Source organism: Pseudomonas sp. 1912-s (assembly GCF_029269205.1).
Taxonomy (GTDB): Bacteria; Pseudomonadota; Gammaproteobacteria; order Pseudomonadales; family Pseudomonadaceae; genus Aquipseudomonas.
In genome coordinates this window covers 1-20511 of sequence record NZ_JARIXR010000058.1, presented here as the reverse complement: position 1 = coordinate 20511, position 20511 = coordinate 1, and the positions used below count along the sequence as shown (strand labels likewise).

At 63.2% G+C, this 20511-nt stretch carries 18 protein-coding genes; 8 read left to right on the top strand and 10 right to left on the bottom strand.

The features are described from left to right. Positions 1 to 185: helix-turn-helix domain-containing protein (locus tag P3C29_RS32000; protein ID WP_275966404.1), on the bottom strand; the 185-nt coding region annotated here is incomplete at its 3' end. A gap of 59 nt (positions 186 to 244) precedes the next feature. Then, positions 245 to 1264, bottom strand: coding sequence for an AraC family transcriptional regulator (locus tag P3C29_RS31995; protein ID WP_275966403.1), 1020 nt, complete (start codon positions 1262 to 1264; stop codon positions 245 to 247). 101 nt (positions 1265 to 1365) lie between these two features. Between P3C29_RS31995 and P3C29_RS31990 the strand changes: the two genes are divergently transcribed. Further along, positions 1366 to 2445, top strand: a complete 1080-nt coding sequence (locus tag P3C29_RS31990; RefSeq protein WP_201125863.1) for a fatty acid desaturase — start codon at positions 1366 to 1368, stop codon at positions 2443 to 2445. Here P3C29_RS31990 and P3C29_RS31985 read toward each other — a convergent pair. The 3 genes from P3C29_RS31985 to P3C29_RS31975 are packed head-to-tail and all read right to left on the bottom strand — an operon-like array spanning position 2417 to position 6452. Continuing rightward, the gene (locus P3C29_RS31985; protein ID WP_275966402.1) at positions 2417 to 4027 is read right to left on the bottom strand and encodes an arylsulfatase; all 1611 of its coding nucleotides are present in this window, start codon (positions 4025 to 4027) and stop codon (positions 2417 to 2419) included. The genes P3C29_RS31990 and P3C29_RS31985 overlap by 29 nt on opposite strands. 14 nt (positions 4028 to 4041) lie before the next feature. Beyond that, entirely contained in the window at positions 4042 to 4857 is an 816-nt protein-coding gene (locus tag P3C29_RS31980; RefSeq protein WP_275966401.1) for an ABC transporter ATP-binding protein, read from the bottom strand. Continuing rightward, positions 4854 to 6452, bottom strand: coding sequence for an ABC transporter permease subunit (locus P3C29_RS31975; protein ID WP_275966400.1), 1599 nt, complete (start codon positions 6450 to 6452; stop codon positions 4854 to 4856). The genes P3C29_RS31980 and P3C29_RS31975 overlap by 4 nt, the downstream gene beginning before the upstream one ends. 286 nt (positions 6453 to 6738) lie before the next feature. Between P3C29_RS31975 and P3C29_RS31970 the strand changes: the two genes are divergently transcribed. Continuing rightward, complete coding sequence (locus P3C29_RS31970; RefSeq protein WP_275966399.1) at positions 6739 to 7740, top strand: ABC transporter substrate-binding protein; 1002 nt, start codon at positions 6739 to 6741, stop codon at positions 7738 to 7740. Between the two features lie 16 nt (positions 7741 to 7756). Here the strand turns inward: P3C29_RS31970 and P3C29_RS31965 are convergent, their stop codons facing one another. Next, positions 7757 to 8677: a LysR family transcriptional regulator gene (locus P3C29_RS31965; RefSeq protein WP_010168852.1), complete on the bottom strand. Its 921-nt coding sequence runs from the start codon at positions 8675 to 8677 to the stop codon at positions 7757 to 7759. A gap of 183 nt (positions 8678 to 8860) precedes the next feature. On the opposite strand from P3C29_RS31965, the gene P3C29_RS31960 reads away from it, so the two are divergent. Then, the gene (locus P3C29_RS31960; RefSeq protein WP_169386661.1) at positions 8861 to 9766 is read left to right on the top strand and encodes a TauD/TfdA family dioxygenase; all 906 of its coding nucleotides are present in this window, start codon (positions 8861 to 8863) and stop codon (positions 9764 to 9766) included. A 184-nt stretch (positions 9767 to 9950) separates the two neighbouring features. Here P3C29_RS31960 and P3C29_RS31955 read toward each other — a convergent pair whose 3' ends face one another. Continuing rightward, complete coding sequence (locus P3C29_RS31955) at positions 9951 to 11564, bottom strand: alkaline phosphatase family protein (protein WP_275966398.1); 1614 nt, start codon at positions 11562 to 11564, stop codon at positions 9951 to 9953. A 190-nt stretch (positions 11565 to 11754) separates the two neighbouring features. After that, the gene (locus P3C29_RS31950; protein WP_010168858.1) at positions 11755 to 12699 is read right to left on the bottom strand and encodes a LysR family transcriptional regulator; all 945 of its coding nucleotides are present in this window, start codon (positions 12697 to 12699) and stop codon (positions 11755 to 11757) included. A gap of 155 nt (positions 12700 to 12854) precedes the next feature. Here P3C29_RS31950 and P3C29_RS31945 point away from each other — a divergent pair, with 155 nt between their 5' ends. Then, the gene (locus tag P3C29_RS31945) at positions 12855 to 15203 is read left to right on the top strand and encodes a TonB-dependent receptor (RefSeq protein WP_201125867.1); all 2349 of its coding nucleotides are present in this window, start codon (positions 12855 to 12857) and stop codon (positions 15201 to 15203) included. Here the strand turns inward: P3C29_RS31945 and P3C29_RS31940 are convergent. Then, complete coding sequence (locus P3C29_RS31940; RefSeq protein WP_275966397.1) at positions 15200 to 16384, bottom strand: CynX/NimT family MFS transporter; 1185 nt, start codon at positions 16382 to 16384, stop codon at positions 15200 to 15202. The two genes, P3C29_RS31945 and P3C29_RS31940, sit on opposite strands and share 4 nt — an antisense overlap. Next, positions 16371 to 16832 (bottom strand): nucleoside deaminase, encoded by a 462-nt coding sequence (locus tag P3C29_RS31935; RefSeq protein ID WP_275966396.1) that lies wholly within the window; start codon positions 16830 to 16832, stop codon positions 16371 to 16373. Before P3C29_RS31935 ends, P3C29_RS31940 begins: the two co-directional genes overlap by 14 nt. A gap of 105 nt (positions 16833 to 16937) precedes the next feature. Here P3C29_RS31935 and P3C29_RS31930 point away from each other — a divergent pair, with 105 nt between their 5' ends. The 4 genes from P3C29_RS31930 to P3C29_RS31915 all read left to right on the top strand — a co-directional run bounded on the left by P3C29_RS31930 (position 16938) and on the right by P3C29_RS31915 (position 20023). Continuing rightward, on the top strand, positions 16938 to 17789 hold the full coding sequence (locus P3C29_RS31930) for a LysR family transcriptional regulator (RefSeq protein WP_169386655.1): 852 nt from the start codon (positions 16938 to 16940) through the stop codon (positions 17787 to 17789). 241 nt (positions 17790 to 18030) lie between these two features. Continuing rightward, entirely contained in the window at positions 18031 to 18840 is an 810-nt protein-coding gene (locus tag P3C29_RS31925; RefSeq protein WP_063033616.1) for an energy transducer TonB, read from the top strand. A 51-nt stretch (positions 18841 to 18891) separates the two neighbouring features. After that, complete coding sequence (locus tag P3C29_RS31920) at positions 18892 to 19620, top strand: MotA/TolQ/ExbB proton channel family protein (RefSeq protein WP_177120271.1); 729 nt, start codon at positions 18892 to 18894, stop codon at positions 19618 to 19620. A 1-nt stretch (position 19621) separates the two neighbouring features. Next, on the top strand, positions 19622 to 20023 hold the full coding sequence (locus P3C29_RS31915; RefSeq protein ID WP_003218118.1) for a biopolymer transporter ExbD: 402 nt from the start codon (positions 19622 to 19624) through the stop codon (positions 20021 to 20023). The last annotated feature ends 488 nt before the right edge of the window (positions 20024 to 20511 follow it).

Below are 20511 nucleotides of genomic sequence, written 5' to 3'. Positions count from 1 at the left end.
GGCCTGCGGGATTTCTCCAGCAGACCTTGCTGGCCTTGTTCTTCGTAGCGCTCGAGCCACTTGTATGCGGTTTGGGGGCTGATACCGAACCGTCGACACAGTTCTCGTTTATTGCTGCCGGGCTGCCGGGCAAAGGCAACGAACTCTTTTTTCAGGCTCATGGCGTCTCTCGTATTCCAGGGCATGATGGTTTTCCGGCGAAGTTAGCTCGCCGAAAAGTGTCCACCATGTCCCCGCACACCCGTCAACCATGTGTCCGGTCCGTACACCCATCCCTAAACTGCCCCGGCGTGATCCCGGTCCAGCGCTTGAACGCCCGGTTAAAGCTGCTGGTATCGGCAAATCCCAACAAATGACTGATTTCCGCCAGTGAACACTCGGGATCCCGCAAATGCAGGAGCGCGAGGTTCTCCCGGCACTCATTCAGCAGCGCATCGAACCGGCAACCCTCGTCCGCCAGGTGCCGCTGCAGGCTGCGCAAACTCAAATGCAACGCCTGGGCGATCCGCTCGGCGCTTGGCTCACCGTCGGGCAGTTGCGCTTCGATGGCCGAACGCACTTTGCGCTCCCAGGTCAGCGGGCGCAGTTGCGCCAGGGTGCGCTTGAGCACGGTTTCATTGTGTTCGGCCAACTCCGGATTGGCATCGTCCAGGTGGCTGTCGAAGTCCCGGGCGGCGAATTCCAGCCGGTCTTCCTCGGCGGCAAAAAACACCGGCGCGCGAAACACCGTGTGCCACGGTTTGGGGTCGGCCGGCTCGGGCCGCCGCAGGTACACCGCCAGCGGCGCATACTCGCGGCCCAGGCGATTGCGGCAGGTGCGCACGTAGATCGCCGCGAACGCATCAATTGCCTCAAACGCCGGCGCGGGCGTGCCGGCGGGCTGCTGCAGGCGAAAGCGGTAACGTTCGCCCTCCCGGCTAAGCTCCAGGCTCAGGGCGTCGCTGACCACCTGGTGATAGCGCACGATCCGCTCGAACACTTCCCGCAGGCTGCCGCTGGCCACCAGCGCATAACCCAGGGCATGAAAGGTGGTGGGGCTGACAAACCGCGACACCCGCAAGCCAATCGCCGGGTCGCCGCTGGCCTGCACCGCCAGTTCCCACAGGCGCGTGGTGGCCGATAGCGGATAGCGTGCATTGGGATCGTCCATCAACTGCGGGTCGAGCCCGGCCTGGGCGCACAGCGCGGCGCTGTCGAGGTCCAGGGCGTCGAGCTGCTTGCGCAGGGCGCGGGTCCAGCTGGCGAGGGAGGTCGGTTCGGTCATGTTGATTGGCGCTTGCGGTCAACAGGTTGGCGTGTGGGGCTAGCGTCCCGCCAGATCGCATAGGGCAGGATGTACGCATCAATAAGACAGAGGATGGAAGCATGGACGGTACTTCTGCAAGCCCCCGGCAGATGAACGCGCAACAGCGTTCAGCGCATATCCGTGAAGTGGTGCTGGCCGAGGGGCAGTTATTGCGCCAGCGCCATCCGTGGCTGCTGCATCAGGACGCGTTGGGCGCGGGCATCCTGGCCTTTGCCCTGGTGGGCATGCTGGGTTCCGCGGCGCTGTACATCACCGGGCATATGGCGTGGTGGGTGTGCCTGTTGCTCAACGCGTTCCTGGCGTCACTGACCCACGAGCTGGAACACGACCTGATCCACAGCATGTACTTTCGCAAGCAACGCCTGCCCCACAACCTGATGATGGGCCTGGTGTGGCTGGCGCGGCCGAGCACCATCAACCCTTGGGTGCGGCGCCATCTCCACCTCAATCACCACAAGGTGTCCGGCAGCGAAACCGACATCGAAGAGCGGGCAATCACCAACGGTGAACCCTGGGGCCTGGCGCGGTTGCTGATGGTCGGCGACAACATCATGTCGGCGCTGATCCGGGTGTTTCGGGCTCCGTCCTGGAAGCATAAGCTGGGTATTCTCAAGCGCACGGCATTGGTTTACGCACCGCTGGCGCTGCTGCATTGGGGCGCGTGGTATGTATTCCTCGGCTTCCATGCGGCCAATGGCATCGCCAGCCTGCTGGGCGCGCCGATCGACTGGTCGGCCAACACGCTGGCGGTGATGCACGTGATCGACATCGCCGCCGTGGTGATCATCGGCCCCAACGTGCTGCGCACCTTCTGCCTGCACTTTGTCAGCTCCAACATGCACTACTACGGCGACATCGAGCCGGGCAATGTGATCCAGCAAACCCAGGTGCTCAACCCTTGGTGGCTATGGCCGTTGCAGGCGTTCTGCTTCAACTTCGGCAGCACCCACGGGATTCATCATTTCGTGGTCAAGGAGCCGTTCTACATCCGCCAGATGACGGTGAAAACGGCGCACAAGGTGATGGCCGAAATGGGCGTGCGCTTCAACGATTTCGGCACGTTTGCGCGGGCCAATCGGTTCGAGCGCGCAACCCATCCGTCGGTGGCGATCAATCCGGCTGAAACGGCGACGCGCTGAGGATCACCCCGGTTTCTTCGACGTATTGCTGCCAGTGGCCGATCAGGGTCGCCAGTTTTTGTGGGTGGCTCTGAGCAAGGTCATGGATTTCGCCGGGGTCCTGGCCCAGGTCGTACAGCTGCCAGGTGGCGGGCCCCACGGGCCCCGGGATGTACACGGCTTTCCACTGGCCCTGGCGAATCGCCCGGCGGCCAAACAGCTCCCAGCCGGTGACGGTGTGTTCGTCATGCACCTGTTCGGTTTCGCCGGACAGGAACCCCAACCACGACTTGCCACGCAACGGCGCCACCGGCTTGCCGCGCCACTGCTTGCCCGGATGGCGCACGCCGGCGAGGTCGAGAATGGTCGGCGTGATGTCCATCACCGTGCCGAAACCATGGCTGATCCGCCCCTTGAGGGACAGCTGTGGGTAATGCACCAGCGCCGGCACGCGGATCCCGCCTTCGGTGGTAAACGCCTTGAACAGCCGTGACGGGGCGGTCGCCACCTGGGCCCAGGCCGGGCCGTACCACACATAGGAATTGGCGCGGCCGATGTTCTCCAGGCGGTTGTCGTAGTGCTGGTTGAGGTAGGTCAGAAGCTCCGGGCCGAACTTGGGGAACGCTTCCAGCAGGGCACCTTCGGCGCCGTTATCCGACATGAACAGGATGAAGGTGTTGTCCAGTTGCCCCTGTCGGCGCAGGTACTCGACCACCCGCCCGATGTTCCAGTCCATGCGCTCGACCATCGCCGCATACACCTCCATGGCTCGCGCCGAGACCTGGCGTTGCTCCTCGCTCAAGGCCGCCCATTGGGTGTTCAATTCGATCAACGGATGGGGCTCCACATCCGCATCGATCAGCCCCAGCGCCTTGAGTTTTTCCAGGCGTTCCAGGCGCAGCACTTCGGGGCCGGCATCGTAGCGGCCGCGGTATTTTTCGACGATCTCCGCCGGCGCCTGTAACGGCCAGTGCGGGGCGGAAAACGGCAGGTAGGCGAAGAAGGGCCGGCTCTGGTCCCGCTCCTTGAGGTACTGCAGCAGCTTGTCGCCGAAGGCGTCCGAGGAGTAGAAACCCTCCGGCAACTGTTCGACGAAAGTGTCGTCTTCGATGTACAGCGCCGGGGTGGATTTGAGCAGGCCCGGCGTGGTGTCGTCGTAGGTTGGCTCGAAGCCATAGTGGTTGGCCGCCCCCGGCAACAGCGAGAACGAACGCTCGAAACCCCGGGCGTGGGGCGCCAGTTCGGCGGTCAGGCCCAAGTGCCATTTACCGCTCATCAGGGTCTGGTAACCGGCGTCGCGCAGCAGTTCCGGCAGGGCGACCACTTTGTCGTTGAGGTAACCCTCGTAGCCCGGCTTGCCGATCAGCTCCGGGGTGAGCGCCTCGGCCATGGTGCCGATCCCGGCGATGTGATGGTCGGTGCCGGTGAGCAGCATCGAGCGGGTTGGCGAGCAGGTGGGCGCGGTGTGGAAGTCGGTCAGGCGCAGGCCGTTAAGTGCCAGGGCGTCGAGGTGCGGCGTGGCAATTTCGCCACCGAAGGCGCCCAGGTCGGAGAAGCCCATGTCATCGGCCAGAATCACTAAAAAGTTGGGACGTTGCGGCATCAATACGCTCCTCGTCAGCAGGCAATAAAGGCCAGGGGCAGGTCGCGGATGTGTTCGCGCACCGGTGGCTGGTAGTGGTCATCGCTGATCAGTTCGTGCAGCAGTTCTTCACGCAACTGATGAAAGTCGAAACTGCTGCGCTGGCGTGGATGGGGCAGGGCGATATCCACCACCTGCTTGATCCGCCCCGGGCGGGGTTCCATCACCACCACGCGGTCGGCGAGAAAAATTGCTTCTTCCACGTCGTGGGTCACCAGGATCGTGGTGATTCTGGCCCGCGCGCGGATGGCCAACAGCTCGTCCTGCATCTGCTGGCGGGTCAGGGCGTCGAGGGCGCCGAAGGGTTCGTCCAGCAGCAGGATGCGCGGGCTGGCCACCAGGCCACGGGCGATTGCCACCCGTTGCGCCATGCCGCCGGACAGTTGGTGCGGGTAGGCGCGGGTGAAGTCGGTCAGGCCTACCAGTTCGATGAAATCGCCGACGCGCTGCTGCTTTTCGGCGGCGCTCAGGGGCTCGTTGACCAGCCCCAGGCCGATGTTTTCTTCCACCGTCAGCCAGGGGAACAGACGGTGCTCCTGGAACACGATGCCGCGTTCGCCACCGATGCCGCTGACCGCCTTGCCATCCACGCTAATCTGGCCGCGAAACTGCGTATCCAGGCCCACCAGCAAGCGCAGCAGGGTGGATTTGCCACAGCCGCTGGAACCGACAATCGCGACGAACTCACCTTCGGCGATGTCCAGGTTGAATTCGCGGATGGCCTCCAGTTCGAAGCCGTCGACATCAAAGGATTTGCCCACATGGGTGAAGCTGACGATAGGTGCGTTCATGCGTGTCTCCAGCGGGTGGCGCGGGTTTCGATACGTTGGCCGATCAGGTTGAGAGTGGCGCCGGTAAGGCCCACCAGGAGCATGCCGCTCATGATCAGGTCCATGCGCAGCAACTGCTGGGCGCCGATCATCAGGCTGCCGATGCCGCCGTTGGACGGCATGAAATATTCGGCGCCGATGGTGCCCAGCCAGGCGTAGATCAGGCTCAGGCGCAGGCCGGCGAAAATCCCGGCTGCCGCACCCGGCAGCACCAGCCGGCGCAGGCGCTGGCCGAGGCTCAAGCGCAGGACCTGAGCGGCTTCATTCAGATGGGGTGACAGGTTCAGCACGCTGCGTTGGGTGGCGATAAACAACGGGAAAAACGCCGCAAGGGCGATGAATACCCACTTGGCCAATTCACCGAGGCCGAACCAGGCGGTGAGCAGCGGCACCCAGGCGAAAATCGCGATCTGGCGCAGGGCGGCGAGGGTCGGGCCGAGCACGCGTTCACTGGTGCGCGACAGGCCCAGCAGCAAGCCCACGAGGAAGCCCAGGCCACCCCCCAGCACCAAACCGCCCAAAGTGCGCCCGAGGCTCAGAGTCAGCGCGTTGACCAGGCTCAAATCCAGCACCCCAGCGGCTGCGGTTTGCAGCACTGCCCATGGGCTGACCAGGATGTTCGGATCCACCCAGGCCTGCTGCGTTGCCAGTTGCCACAGTGCCAACAAACCCAGCGGCAGCAGCCACGGCTGCAAGCGCTGCCAGCCCTGGTAGCGCGGGCCACGGCGAATCTGCGCGGTGGCCGGGTGCGGCCAGTGCACCCACTTGCGGTCCAGCCAGCCGACGCCACGGTCCATGACCACCCCCAGCACGCCGATCACCACGATGCATACGAAGACGATATCCAGCATGAACAGCTGCCGCGCCCACACCATCAGGTAGCCGATGCCTTCGCTGGAGGCCAGCAGCTCCACCGCCAGCAACGAGGTCCAGCCGGCGGCCAGTGCCAGGCGCACACCGGCCATGAACGCCGGCAGTGCGGCCGGCAGGATCAGGCGCCGGATCAACAGGTGAGACGGCAGGCGCAGCACCCGTGCGGCTTCGCGCAGGCCGGGCTGGGCATCGCGCACGCCCACCAGCGTATGCAGGGTGACCGGCACCACAATGGCCTTGACCAGCACCACCAATTTCAAGGTTTCGCCAATCCCGAAAAACACCATGAACAACGGGATCCACGCCAGCGTCGGGACCTGTGACAGCGCGCTGAAGGTCGGGAACACCAGGCGCTCGGCCCGGGGACTGAAACCCAAAAGGGCGCCCAGCACGGCGCCGGCACTGACGCCCGCCAACAAGCCCCAGAACAGTCGTCGCAGGCTGATCGCCAAGTGGCTCCACAACTCGCCGCCAGCCAGCTCCACGGCGCTGCTCCACACCAGCGACGGTGCAGGCAGAATCTGTTCGCTCATCCAGTGATTGCGGCTGGCCAGCCACCACAGGGCAAACAATGCCAGCGGCAGCAGCCAGGGCAACAGGCGCTCGCCCAGGTGCGGCCAACGTGGCTGCCGCCCTTGGGCAGGGGCCGCCAGTGGCAGGCTCAACAGCGAGATTCGGGCCATGGATGACCTCCGTTGTCCGGTGGGCGTTATGTTTTTTTGATCTTATAAACAAACAATCAAGACGATTGAGGGATAAGAAAAACCATTTAAAGCCGCCACCCGACACGCATCCAATGCATTTGAAGAATATTTTCCATGCTGTTGATGCATAACCCTCTGGAGCCTGCGTTTGGCCGCCTATAGACCCGAAAGCTATTAAATTGTGAATTTATAGTATTTAAAGTTTTGACCCGCTTGTGCCTACTTTCTGCTCCCCAGGCAACCGCCGCCCACAGGAGCAACACCCATGAAGCTGCCCTTCAAACGCATGATCACGCTGGTCGCCGGTACGGCGTTGGCCGGGCTGGTACAGGCTGCCGACCTCAAGGAAATCAGGATTGCCGTGCCCGACCTCAGCGCCGGTACCCAGCACAGCGGCGGCGGGGTGGTGGACGTGCTGCGCGAACAGCAGATCTTCGAAAAGGCCTTCGCCGAGCAGGGCATCAAGATCCAGTGGAATTTCTTCAAGGGCGCAGGCCCGGTGATCAACGAAGCCTTTGCCAATGGCCAGGTGGACCTTGCCTACCTGGGCGACCTGGCAGCGATCATCGGCAAGTCCAACGGCCTCGACACGCGCTTGTTGAGTGCCAGTGCCCGAGGCGTGAAACATTATCTGGGAGTGGTGCCCGGTTCGAGCATCAAGACCTTGCAAGACCTCAAGGGCAAGCGCGTTGCGGTGTTCCGTGGCACCGCCAGCCAGCTGTCGTTCGACAGCGCATTGGCCAGCCAGGGCTTGAGTGAGAAGGATCTGAAAGTCATCAACCTGGACTTCAACGCCGCCGTCGCCGCACTGGCTGCCAAGCAGATTGACGCGACCTGGGGCAGCTCGGGCCTGAGTGCGCTGCAAGCCAAGGGCCTGGCCGAGATACCGCTGAGCACCAAGGATTTGGGCGATGCCGGCAGTATCCAGGGTGTGCTGGTGGGCAGTGGCACGTTTGTCGATGAGCACCCTGAAGCCGTGGCCACGCTGCTCCAGGCACAGCAGCAGGCGGTGCAATGGTTGACCGATGACAACAACAAACAGGCCTACATCCAACTGGTGTCGGGGCTGGCGAGTTATCCACCGGTGATCCTGACCAACGACTTGAAAGACCAGAAACTCAGCGAGATTTTCCCGTCGACCCTCGACCCGGTGTTCCTCGCCAAATTGCAGGACAAGGTGGACCTGGCGTCCCAGCAGCGGTTGATCCGCAAGCCGTTCCAGGTGAGTGATTGGGTAGCGCCGAAGCTGGCAGCAGCCGGAATCTGAAGCGAGGGGGCGGTTCTCAAACCGCCACACTCACCTCCTGTTGATCCACCGCCACCAGCGTCTCGATCATCGCCTTCGCCGCCGGCGACAAGCGAAAACCGGTGCGGCTGACGATCCCGCAACGCGCATTCAGGCTCTCCAGGTTCTGCGGCAGGTTGCGCCAGTGCAGCAGCACCAGCTCACCTTTGGCAACGTCCTCGGCGAACGCTTCCTCGGTGCCCACGCCAATGGCGTTGGACTGCAACACGATCTTCACCAAGGCCGGGAAGTGCTCGGTGTGAATGCTCGGGGAAAAATCCATGCGCCCGCTGAGGTTCGCCAGCAGTTTGCGAATGCCCTGGGAAATCAGCGGCGCGGCCAACGGGTAATCGAACATGTCGTTGGTGGACAGGCTGTCCTTGGCCAACAGCGGGTGCCCCGGTCGGCAGAAAAACACCCCGCGCTTGGGCGTCAGTGGCCGGGTCTGAAAGTTCGGGTCGGACTCGAACTGGCGGATGTCGGCGATAAAGAATTCGATCTCTTCGCGGCTCAGGCTGCGGCTGAGTTTTTCCCAGTTATCCACCTGGAAGCTGGTGCGGATTTTCGGGTGGGCGGTGATAAAGCGCGCCACCGCGTCCGGCACCAGTTTCACCGCCGGCGCCGGGCCGCAACCGAAGCGCAGTTCGCCGGCATCGAGCTTGGTCATGCGCGTGACTTCGCTGCTCAGCAACGCGGCGCCGTGCACCAGGGTCAGGGCGTGCTGCAGCACCACCTGGCCTTCGGGTGTGGGACGCAGGTCCTTGTTGCCACGGTCTACCAGTACGCAGCCGAACTCCTGCTCCAGCCCCTGGATGCTGCGGCTGAACGCCGGTTGGGTGATGCCCATGGCGTCGGCGGCACGCACAAAACTGCGGTGTTCGTTGAGGGCAATGAAGTAGCGCAGTTGGCGAAGATCCATATGCTTTCCTGGCATCTGAAAAATAGGTCGAAGGCATTTGCGACCGGGGGAGCTGAGGTTTTAAATGCAAGCTCTTATTCCGTCAACGAAGCATGCGTTCATTTGCTAGACCTAAAATGCATATGAATAGAGCGTTGTTGCACGCTACTCCCAACCGAAAGCTGGCACATGAGGGTCATCACCATGAGCAACGCCGCACTAGCTGTTCAACCCGTCGCCCTGGCGCTGGATATCCACCCGGTAGCCGGACGCATTGGCGCCGAGATCCGTGGCATCACGTTATCCGGCGGGCTGGATGCCGCCACGGTCGAAGCCATCCAGCAGGCGCTGGTGCAGTACAAGGTGATCTTCTTCCGCGAGCAGACCCACCTTGATGACCAGAGCCAGGAAGCTTTCGCCCATCTGCTCGGCGAGCCGATTGCCCACCCCACCGTACCGGTGCGCGACGGCACACGGTTCCTGCTGGAACTGGACGGCGCCCGTGGCCAGCGCGCCAACTCGTGGCACACCGACGTGACCTTCGTCGATGCCTACCCGAAAGCCTCGATCCTGCGTTCGGTGCTGGCGCCGGCTTCGGGCGGTGACACCGTCTGGGCCAACACCGCTGCCGCCTACAACGACCTGAATGCCGAACTGCGTGAGCTGGCGGACAAGCTTTGGGCCGTGCACAGCAATGAATACGACTACGCCGCGCGCAAGCCGGACGTATCGCCGGAGAAGCTCGAGGAGTACCGCAAGGTCTTCACCTCGACGGTCTACGAGACCGAACACCCGGTGGTGCGCGTGCACCCGGTCAGTGGCGAAAAAACCTTGCTGCTGGGGCACTTCGTCAAACGCCTGAAGGGCTATTCACAGGTGGATTCGGCGCACCTGTTCAACCTCCTGCAAAGCTACGTCACGCGCCTGGAAAACACCGTGCGCTGGCGCTGGAACACCGGCGACGTGGCGATCTGGGACAACCGCGCCACCCAGCATTACGCGGTGGATGACTACGGCACCCAGGAGCGCATCGTGCGCCGGGTGACGCTCAAGGGCGATGTGCCGGTGAGCGTACAGGGGCAGCGCAGCCAGACCACCCGCGGCCTATAAAACCACCGCAATATTCGTGGCTAGGGGGCTTGCTGTGGCGAGGGGGCTTGTCCCCCGTTGGGCTGCGAAGCGGCCCCAGGAACTGCCAACGTCATTGTATCTGGCAGACCGCATGTACCTTATTGGGGCTGCTTCGCAGCCCAACGGGGGACAAGCCCCCTCGCCACAAAAGCGGGTTTCGGCGTCACCAGACGCCGATCTGCACCACCTTCTCTGCCTCCGGCTCGCCATACCGAAACCGTTGGCCACGCAGATCAATCTCGGCGTGGCTGATGGTGGTGCGCCGCTTCAAGCCCCGCAGCCATTCGAACAGATAACCCCGATGCGCCTCGCGCACATCGGCATGCGCCGAGTCGGTGCCCAGGTCATGCAGTTCCTGCGGGTCATTCTGCAAGTCGAACAACTGCGCGCGGTAACCGTCGTAGGCCAGGTATTTCCAGCGCTCGCTGCGCACCATGGTCATGCGGCAGCGGTCGATGGGCTGCTCCAGGCGTTCGCGGGCCGGGGCCTGGAACGCATAGTCGTATTCGGCGATGGCGTAGCGGCGCCAGTCGATGTCTTCGCCGTGCAGCAGCGGAATCAACGAGCGGCCCTCAAGGCGATGCTCGGCACCCGGTAATCCCAAGGCTTGCAGGAACGTCGGCAAGGCATCGATGGTTTCCACCAGGCGCTCATCCACCGTGCCTCGGCTGATATCGGCGGCGGCACGCGGGTCGCGCACGATCAGTGGAATGCCTACCGCCGGCTCCAGCAGGAATTCCTTTTCACCCAGGAAATGATCACCGAGGAAGTCACCGTGGTCGCTGGTAAACACGATCAGCGTGTCGTCCCAGCGGCCATTGCTTTCGAGGAAATCAAACAGCCGGCCGAGTTGATCGTCCACCTGCTTGATCAGGCCCATGTAGGTCGGAATCACGTTAAGCCGCACTGCGTCCCGGGAGAAATTCAGGCTCTCCTGGTGCTGCCGGAAGGCCTGGTACACCGGGTGATCGCTGGCCTTTCCGGGAGCGGGTCGGATCGGTGCCTGCACCTGCTCGGCGGTGTACAGCGCGTGGTACGGCGCCGGGGCGATGTAGGGCCAGTGTGGCTTGATGTACGACAGGTGCAGGCACCACGGCTGCTCGCCTTGTTCGGTGATGAAGTCGATGGCGCGGTCGGTGGTGTAGACGGTTTCCGAGTGCTGCTCGTCCACCCGCGCCGGCAGGTGAGCGTTACGCATGTGCCAGCCGCTGAGGATCTCCCCGGATTCGCCGGCCGCCGCATTCGCCCATTCGTGCCACGGGTTGGCGCTGTCGTAGCCCTGCTCGCGCAAGTAGTGGGTGTAGGGCGCGGACTCGCGTTTTTCGGTGAACAGCGGGCTGTCGGGGAAGATTCCGTCGTGCCGGAAATACGCCTCGAAGCCCACTTCGTTCAGCGGTTGTGCCTGGGCACTGTCGGGGTCGATCTCCAGGCGTTGCAAGGCCTCGAGATTGGGCGTGGCGTGGGTCTTGCCCACCAGCGCGGTACGGATGCCGTGGGGCCGCAGGTAGTCGCCGATCGTCAGTTCTTCCAGGGGCAGCGGCACCGCGTTCCAGGCCACCTGGTGGCTGCTGACGTAACGCCCGGTGTAGGCCGACATCCGCGACGGGCCGCAAATCGTGCCTTGGGTGTAGGCCCGGCTGAAGCGCACGCCGGCGGCGGCCAGGCGGTCGATATGGGGGGTGTGCAAATGGGCGTGGCCATAGCACGAGAGGTAATCGCGGCGCAGTTGGTCGCACATGATGTAGAGCACGTTGCGCACAGGTTTGGGGTGGGACATGAGACTTCACCGAACGGAGGACAGGCGAACGATTTCGCCGCTTGGCAGGCGTTGAAGCAAGTGCATTCGGGGAATGGGTTTCATGCAGTGGGCGCATAGGTGTGGCGACCGGTGCTATCGCAGGCAAGCCAGCTCCCACCTTTGAAATGCATTCCCCTGTGGGAGCTGGCTTGCCTGCGATAGCGGTCGCTCAGACAGCAAAATTCTCCAGCGCACACACCTCTTCATCCTGCTCATCGATCACCTTGATCTGCTCGATCATCGCCTCGGCCAGCGGTGACAGGCGATACCCTGCGCGGCTGACAATCCCGTAGCGGGTGTAGCGCTCCTCCAGGTCTTCGGCCAGGCCTTCAATGCGCAGGCACACCAGTTCGCCACGGGCCATGTGCAGCACGTCGCTGTTGGCGCTGACGATGCCGATGGCGTCCGAACGCAGCACCACGCCCAGCAGGCTATAGCCGTTTTCGCATTCGACGTTGGGCGTGTAGTCGGGCCGGCCACTGAGGTCGACGATGACCTTGCGCAGGTTCGGCGGGCGGATGGTCACCGCCAGCGGATAACTCATCAATTCTGCGCCGGTCACGCTTTCCCGGGTTGCCAACGGATGCCCGGCACGGCAGCAGAAGTACCATTTGCGCGGGCGCAGCCGGTGGGTCTGGTAGTCCGGGTTGGCTTCAAAGTGCCGGGTGTCGGCGACGAAAAATTCGAACTCTTCGCTGAGCAGGCGCTTGCTCAGGCTTTGCCAGTCGTCCACCTGGAACTGCACCCGGGCCTTGGGATAGCGCCCGATGAAACTGCCGATGGCTTTCGGGATCAGCCCGGCAGCGGGCGCCGGGCCGCAACCGAAACGTAACTCTCCGGCCTCCAGCCCGTTGAATTGGCTGATTTCATTGGCCAGTTGCTGGGCGCCACTGACCAGCCGCCGTGCATGTTCGAGCAGCACCTGGCCTTGTTTGGTCGGCGCCAGGTCCTTGCGGCCACGGTCCACCAACTGGCACCCGGCGCTGAGTTCCAGCGCCTGGATGCTGCGGCTGAAGGCCGATTGCGACAGGTTCACGGTCACCGCCGCCGCGACAAAACTGCGTTGCTCGGCAAGGGCGATGAAGTGGCGAAGTTGGCGCAGGTCGATATGCATTTTTCACATTGAAAATATCGGGGAAATGCATTGGCTATGCATTAGGTCGACTCCTTATAAAGGCTATCTCTTATGCAGTAAATGTTTGTAAAAACATAAATAAATAGCCTTTAGGAATATGCGATCCAGCGTATTTCCTGACACTGGAGCCGCTTATGAGCCTGTTGAATCGCGCTGTCCCTCCCTCTTCCTGGCGGCTGAAACGCTTGCCCGTGGCGCTGTTACTGGCGGGAAGTGCCAGTTGGTCCAGCAGCCAGGCGGCCGAGGAGCCCGCGCCTGCGCCCAAGGGTGAGAGCGCCAGTGGCCAGTTGGAAACGGTCACGGTGACGGCGCGGCGGCGTACCGAAAGTGCCCAGGACGTGCCCACGCCCATGAGCGTGATCGGCGGCCAGGCCCTGGAGAGCCAGCGGGTCTACCGGATTCAGGATTTGCAGCAACTGGTGCCCAGCGTCAACGTCGCGTACATGCATGCGCGCCAGTCCAGCGTGTCGATTCGCGGGCTGGGGAATAACCCGGCCAGTGACGGCCTGGAAGGCAGCGTGGGGCTGTACATCGACAACGTGTATCTGGGCCGGCCGGGGATGGCCGTGTTCGACCTCATGGACATCGAGCAGCTTGAAGTTTTGCGCGGTCCCCAAGGCACGCTGTTCGGCAAGAACACCACTGCCGGGGTGATCAATATCAGCACCCGCGCGCCGAGTTTTACCCCGGAGCGCAGCATTGAAACGTCACTGGGCGAGGACGGTTATTTCCAGACCAAGGGCACGATTTCCGGCCCGCTGACCGAGGACCTGGCGGGACGGTTTTCCGCGTATCGCACCCGCAGCGACGGCGACATCAAGAACGAGTACAACGGCCACGACCTCAACGGAGGCTCACGCCAGGGCTTTCGCGGGCAACTGCTGTACAAGCCCAGCGATACGTTCAACCTGCGCTGGATCGGCGACTACAACGAAGAAGACTCCAGCGCCGGCACCCGTGTGCTGTACAGCACCGGGCCGACCATCAATGGCACCAACCTGTATCAATCGCGGGCCGCAGCGGCGGGGGCGACCCTGGTCGACGGCACACACCGCAAGGTCAACCTCGACAGCGACCAGCATGTCACCGTGTTCCAGGGCGGCACCTCGCTGGAAGCCAACTGGACCCTGCCCAGTGACTTCACCCTGACCTCGGTCAGTTCCTACCGCTGGTGGAATTTCACCCCGCGCAACGACGACGGCCTCAACGTACCGGCGTCCTACAACGCCGGCGTGTCGGTGGAAGACAAGCAGTGGTCCCAGGAATTTCGCCTGGCCTCGCCCACCGGCGGCTTTTTCGATTACGTGCTCGGCGCCTACTACTTCGGTTCCGACCTGGATAACAAATCCTTCGCCTATTACGGGCCCAAGGCCGACATCTGGAACGGCACGCCCACGGGCGCCCTGAACAACGTCAGCAGCGTGGGCAACGGGCATATCCGCACCGACAGTTTTGCGCTGTTCGCCCAAGGCACCTGGCACCTCACCGAACGCCTGGACTTCACCGCCGGCCTGCGTGGCACCTATGAACAGAAAAGCGCCTGGGTAACCCGTAACGCGCCCATTGGCGGCGACGCAGTCACCGGTGCGGCGGCCACTGCACGACGCGGGCGAGCGGGGGCTTACGACTCCGGTGACCTCAACCAATACAGCACCAGCCCGTCCGGCTTGTTGAACCTGAGCTATCGCTTCAACGACAACGTGTTGGGTTACGCCACCTTGTCCCATGGCGAGAAATCCGGTGGGGTCAACCTGGCGGTAGGCTCCGCGCCCACGGCCGGGCCGGACTCGCTGTTGATCGGCACCGAGCGCGCGAACAACGCCGAGTTGGGGTTCAAGAGCACCTTGTGGGACCGCCGCCTGCAACTCAACGCCAACCTGTTCTGGACCCAGGTCAACGGCTACCAGACCAACGCCTACGACGACAACAACCGCGTGCAGTACCTGACCAACGCCGGCTCGGTGCGCTCACGGGGCGTGGAAGTGGAGAGCACGCTGATCCCGATCAAGGGCCTCACGCTCAACCTCAACGGCTCGTACAACGACGTGCAATACCTCTCGTATAAGGATGCGCCGTGCCCGCCGGAAGTCAGCCTGCGGCCAGGTGCGCCGGCTTCATGCGACCTGAGTGGTCACCAGGTGGTGGGCGCTTCGAAGTGGATTGCCAACGCCAATGGCGAATACAAGTGGAACCTCGATAACGGCTTCGAACCCTACGTAACCGCCAGCTATGCGTTCCGCTCCAAGGCGGTGGGCACGGTGGAAGATTCCGATTACGGGCAGATCCCGGCCTACGCGGTGGTCAACCTGTCCACCGGCCTGCGGGGCAACTACCAGCAAGGGCAGTGGGACGTGTCGCTGTGGCTGAAGAACGCCTTCGACAAGACCTACTACACCACCTTGTGGACCGGTGGTAACGGTGGGTATGAAGGGCTGCTGGGCACCCCGCGGACGCTCGGGGTGACCGGTCGCTACGACTTCTAGGCCACAGCCGGTGCGGTGCTATAAGTCGCCGGGCTGAACACCCGGGTGAGTATCAGCATCGCCACCACCGTCAGCGTCAGCACCATCCAGGCGCTGACGAAACTGCCGGTCAGTTCCCGCAGCCAGCCGGTCAGCCACGGCGAAATGGCGTTGATCAAAAAGCCCACGCCCTGGACGAACGCAGCCAGCTGGCCGGCTTCTCGGGGGTCGCGGCGGTGATCCAGGGTCAGCAGCAGGCTCAGGGCAAAACACGCCCCCAGGCCGAAGCCGATCAGCGCCACCCACAGGTGCGGGAATTGCAGCGGCGCCGTCAGCAAGCCGATATAGCCCACGGTCTGGGCCAACAGGCTGATGCTCAGCAGCGGTCGACGATCAATGCCGCGTTGCGCCAATGCGGGCATCAACAGCGCGGCGATGACCTGGAAGATCGTCATGAACGCCAGCAGCGAGCCACTGGGCAATACGTCCCAACCCAGTTGCTGGTAGTAGGCCGGCAACCACGCGACCATGCTCATGTAGCCGCAATTCACCAAACCGAAATACAGCGCCAGCAGCCATGCGCGACGGTTGCGCAGGCCCTGGAACGGCGCCGTCACCTGCGGTTTTTTTGCCGCGCCCAATGGCAGCCAGGCCCACAGCAACAACGCTCCCAGCGCCGGTAGCAACCAGATCCCAAGCCCCGCCTGCCAGTGCTGGAAATGTCCAGCCACCAGCGGGCTGAGCAGCGCGGCCAACCCACCGCCGCCCATCAGCGACGCCGAGTAAACCCCCATCGCCAATGGCACGCGCTGGTGAAACTGGCGCTTGATCATCGCCGGCACCAATGCCTGGATCAGCGCCACACCTGCGCCGCCGAACAGCGCCGTGGCCAGCAGTGCCGGCGCCTGGCCAAACAGCCAGCGCGCCAGGCACGCCAGCAGAATCATCATCAGGCCGAGGGCGATCCCGCGACGCTCCCCCAGCTTGGCCTCCAGGCGCACACCCACCAATGCCACCAGGCCCATGCAGATCACCGGCAGGCTGGTGAGCAGGGCGCTGCTCTGGAAACTCAGGCCGGTGGCCAGGCGGATTTCCCCCAGCAACGGGCTGATGGAGCTGAGGATGGGTCGCAGGTTCAGCCCCAGCACCACCAGCAAGCCCCAGCCGGCGAGTTTGCCGGCGACCGAATTATTCAGCGTCATGCAGGGCCTGCCATTGCGCGTAAAGGGCCTGCATCGCCGCCTGCGGCAGGTGCTGTACGGGCAACTTTTGCTCCGCCAGCGGCAGCGACAGTTGCTGGTAGATCGCGGCTGTGGAGAGGCCAAACGGCGCCGCCACTTCGTTGCTGGCGGCGAATACCACGCGGGATACCCCGCACAGGTACATCGCACTCAGGCACATCGGGCAGGGCTGGCCGCTGGCGTAGATCACGCAGCCTTCCAGGCGCGGGCCGAGTTGTTGGCTGGCGGCGCGGATGGCGAGCATCTCGGCGTGGGCGGTGGGGTCCTGGCTCAAGTGGATTTCGTTGACCGCTTCCACCAGCACCTCGCCGTCGCGCACCAGCACGGCGCCAAACGGGCGGCCACCGGCGGCTACGTTGGCCTGGGCCAGTTGCACCGCGTGGTGCAGGTGCCGTTGATCGTCAGTCATGCAAAACCCCTCGTGCGCATTGAGGCGTGAAGTATGGGCAGCCGTAGGGGTATTCTGAAATTAAATATAACCATGCCAATCAGTGGCAAATGGAATGGTGAGCCCATGTTCGATCCCGTGTTATTGCGCAGTTTTGTCGCCGTGGTTGATTGCGGCAATTTCACCCGCGCGGCCGAGCGCCTGCATTTGACCCAGTCCACAGTCAGCCAACAGATCCGCCGCCTGGAAGAGGCGTTGGGCAGCCAGGTGCTCGACCGGGATCAGCGCCGCGTGGTGGCCACGGTGGAAGGCGAGCGGTTGCTGGCGTATGCGCGGCGCATCCTGGCGCTGCACGAAGAGGCGGCCGACGTGCTGATCAACCAGCAGAGCGACGGTGTGCTGCGCCTGGCGGTGCCCGAGGATTTTGCGGCCGAGCGTCTGATGCCGTTGTTGTCGGCGTTTGTGCAGGCTTATCCACGGGTGCGGCTGGAGGTCACCAGCGGCTTGGGGCCCGAGTTGCTGCGGGCTTATCGCGGCGGTGAATTTGACGTGCTGCTGGTCAAGCAAATGGGCGACAGCGATGACTGCCTGGCGTCCTGGCCGGAGCCGTTGTGCTGGGTCGACAGCCGCAGTGCGCCGTCCCTGGGGCGTGATCCGCTGCCGCTGGTGGCATTTCCCGCAGGCGGTCTGTACCGCAATGAAATGCTGCATCACCTGGAGGTGGGCGGCTGGCGCTGGCGCATCGGTTATTCCAGCGCGAGCCTGGCCAGCGTGTGCTCGGCGGTGGCGGCGGGGCTGGGGATCAGCCTGCTGCCGGTGCGGGTGGTGCAGCCCGGGCATGTGGTGTTGGGCGCGGACAGCGGTTTGCCGGCCGTGCAGGGCGTGCGGCTGGCGCTGTATGGCCGTAACGGCCTGGGTGCGGCGGGGCAGGCATTGTTGAGCCAACTGCTGGATTTATGTGCCAGTAACCCGCGCTGAGCCATGCCTTTAGGGAATATTTTGTATGCCTCAAAAGCATTCAGATTTAGCCCCTCGGCGCCAGGCCGCGCAGGCCGTGGCTTCGGCGTATCCGGATGTTTCGGTTATTCACTTTGGATCTATCCATAACTTTAAAGATTACTTTAAGAGATAAGCGTCTGCCCCCGATGATTCACCCCTCGACGGCCGCCAAGGCAGGCCCGTCGGTTTTTTTTGCTTAAGACCGCAGGGGAGTTAATCAATGGGCAATGTCCAGACCGCCGCCAGTGCACAAGAGGCGCAGTGGCGCCACGCACCGGGTGGTGAGTTGGTCGACCTTGGCCGGCCGCATCGCGCGCCGTTGGGGCAGTTGCGTACGCAGAAAACCCCCAAGGGTGTGTTGAGTCGGCGTGAAGCGATCCTGTTGGGGATTCTCGCGCTGGCCTTGCATGGCGCGGTGATCTATTGGGTCAGCCAGAAGCCAACCCCGGTGCTGCCGATTGTGCCGCCGGAAATTCCGCCGATGACGATCGAATTTTCCCAGCCGGCGCCGCCGGTTGTGGAGCCGCCACCGCCAGTGCCGCCACCGCCGCCGCCACCGGTCGTCGAGCCACCGCCACCGGTGGTCGATGAGCTGGCCGCCAAGCCGGCGCCGAAAAAGATTCCGAAACCCAAGCCGGTACCAAAGCCCGTGCCCAAGCCCGCACCGAAACCGGTGGCGGAGCAGCCGCCCGCGCCGCCCGTACCTGCGCCACCGGCTCCAGCCCCGGCACCGCCTGCGCCAGCGCCGGTAACGCCGGCCTCGGCCAACGCCGCGTACCTGAAGAACCCGGCGCCCGAATACCCGTCACTGGCCCAGCGCCGGGGTTGGGAAGGCACGGTGTTGTTGCGGGTGCATGTATTGGCTACCGGCAAACCGGGTGAGATCCAGATCCAGAAGAGCAGTGGTCGCCAGCAACTCGACGAAGCCGCACTGGCTGCCGTGAAGCGCTGGAGTTTTGTACCGGCCAAGCAGGGCGATGTGGCCCAGGACGGCTGGGTCAGCGTACCGATCGATTTCAAGATTCATTAATTATTGGGATGCGGTGTGTTGGACACATCGCGACCTGCACAGAGGGAAAACATCATGGCATTAGCATCTCCAACTGAATCCATCGAAAGCGCGGTTATCTGGCTGCTGGTGGTCTTTTCGGTCGCCACCTGGGGCCTGGCCCTGCTCAAGGGCGTCCAGTTCGGCCGCCTCAAGTCCCAGGATCGCAAATTCCACAAACAGTTCTGGGCGGCATCGAGTCTTGATTCGGCCGCAGAACTCGCCGAAACCAAACCCGGCGCCGCTGCCCGCGTGGCCCAGGCCGGTTACGCCGCGATCCAGGTCGGTGACGCGCCACACGCCGCGGACTTGAGCCAGGCGATCAACCATCAGGACCGCCTCGAACGTGCCCTGCGCCAACAAATCGTACGTGAGCGCCGCTCCCTGGAAACCGGTCTGGCCGTGGTCGCGAGTATCGGCAGCACCTCGCCGTTCATCGGCCTGTTCGGCACCGTGTGGGGCATCATGGAAGCCTTGAAAGGCATCAGCGCCGCCGGTTCCGCCAGCCTCGAAACCGTGGCCGGCCCGATCGGTGCTGCACTGGTTGCCACCGGCGTGGGTATCGCCGTCGCGGTGCCAGCAGTGCTGGTCTACAACTACTTCCTGCGTCGCCTGAAACTCACCGCCGCCGACCTGGATGACTTCGCCCACGACTTCTACAGCCTGGCGCAGAAGAACTCCTTCCGCGTGCTGCTGCACCCGACGCTGAGCAAGGCGGGTGGTGCCCAGGGCGGCGCGCAAAAAGTGAAGGAGGCGTCCTGAGATGGCCTTCTCCACGCAAGACAGTGATGAGGTGCTGAGCGAGATCAACGTCACCCCGCTGGTGGACGTGATGCTGGTGCTGCTGGTGGTGTTTATCGTCACCGCGCCGCTGTTGACCAACGCGATTCCGATCAACCTGCCCAAGACGGAGGCCGTGGCCCCGGTGGAGCAGAAAGATCCGCTGGTGGTGAGCATTGATGCGGCCGGCAAACTGTTTATCAACAAGGATGAAATCCAGCCGGACCTGCTGGAATTCAACCTGCAGTCGGCCAAGGCCAAGGACCCGGACGTTCGGGTGCAACTGCAGGCTGATGATGGAGTGAACTACGGCGAAGTGGCGCGAGCCATGGCGTCTATCGAGCGCGCGGGGATTACCAAGCTGTCGGTGATTACTGCACGTTAGTTTCAAATGCCTCGACAATTTTTTTGGCCGTCTCCTTGGCAGGGTGCGGCCTTTTTTTTGCCTTTGGTTTGGGTTGGTGTGTATATCCGTTATTTAGGTAATGGCGGCTATGGGTTCCGCTCTTACAGCGGCTCACTTTTGAACAGCGCAAAAGTAAGCAAAACGCTCTTGCCCCACCACTCGGCACCTCGCCTAGGCTCGGTGTGCCCTCACTCCGGTACTACTGCGCGGGCCGCCGCGACGGGGCGTCCCTGCCCCGTCGCGGCTAAACCGGCGTCCTGCCGGTTTAGCCGCTCCGTACTACCTGCGTTCGGCCAGCGTGGTTTAACGGGGCGCCTAAGATCAAGATCAAAAGCAGATCAAGAACACAGCGGCCTACAGGCCGGCTTGAGTGGTGTGAAGCAAAGGCAACATCAAGATCAAAATCTACAGCGGGCACGGTCAAATGTGGGAGCTGGCTTGCCTGCGTGCGATGGCATCAACTGGGT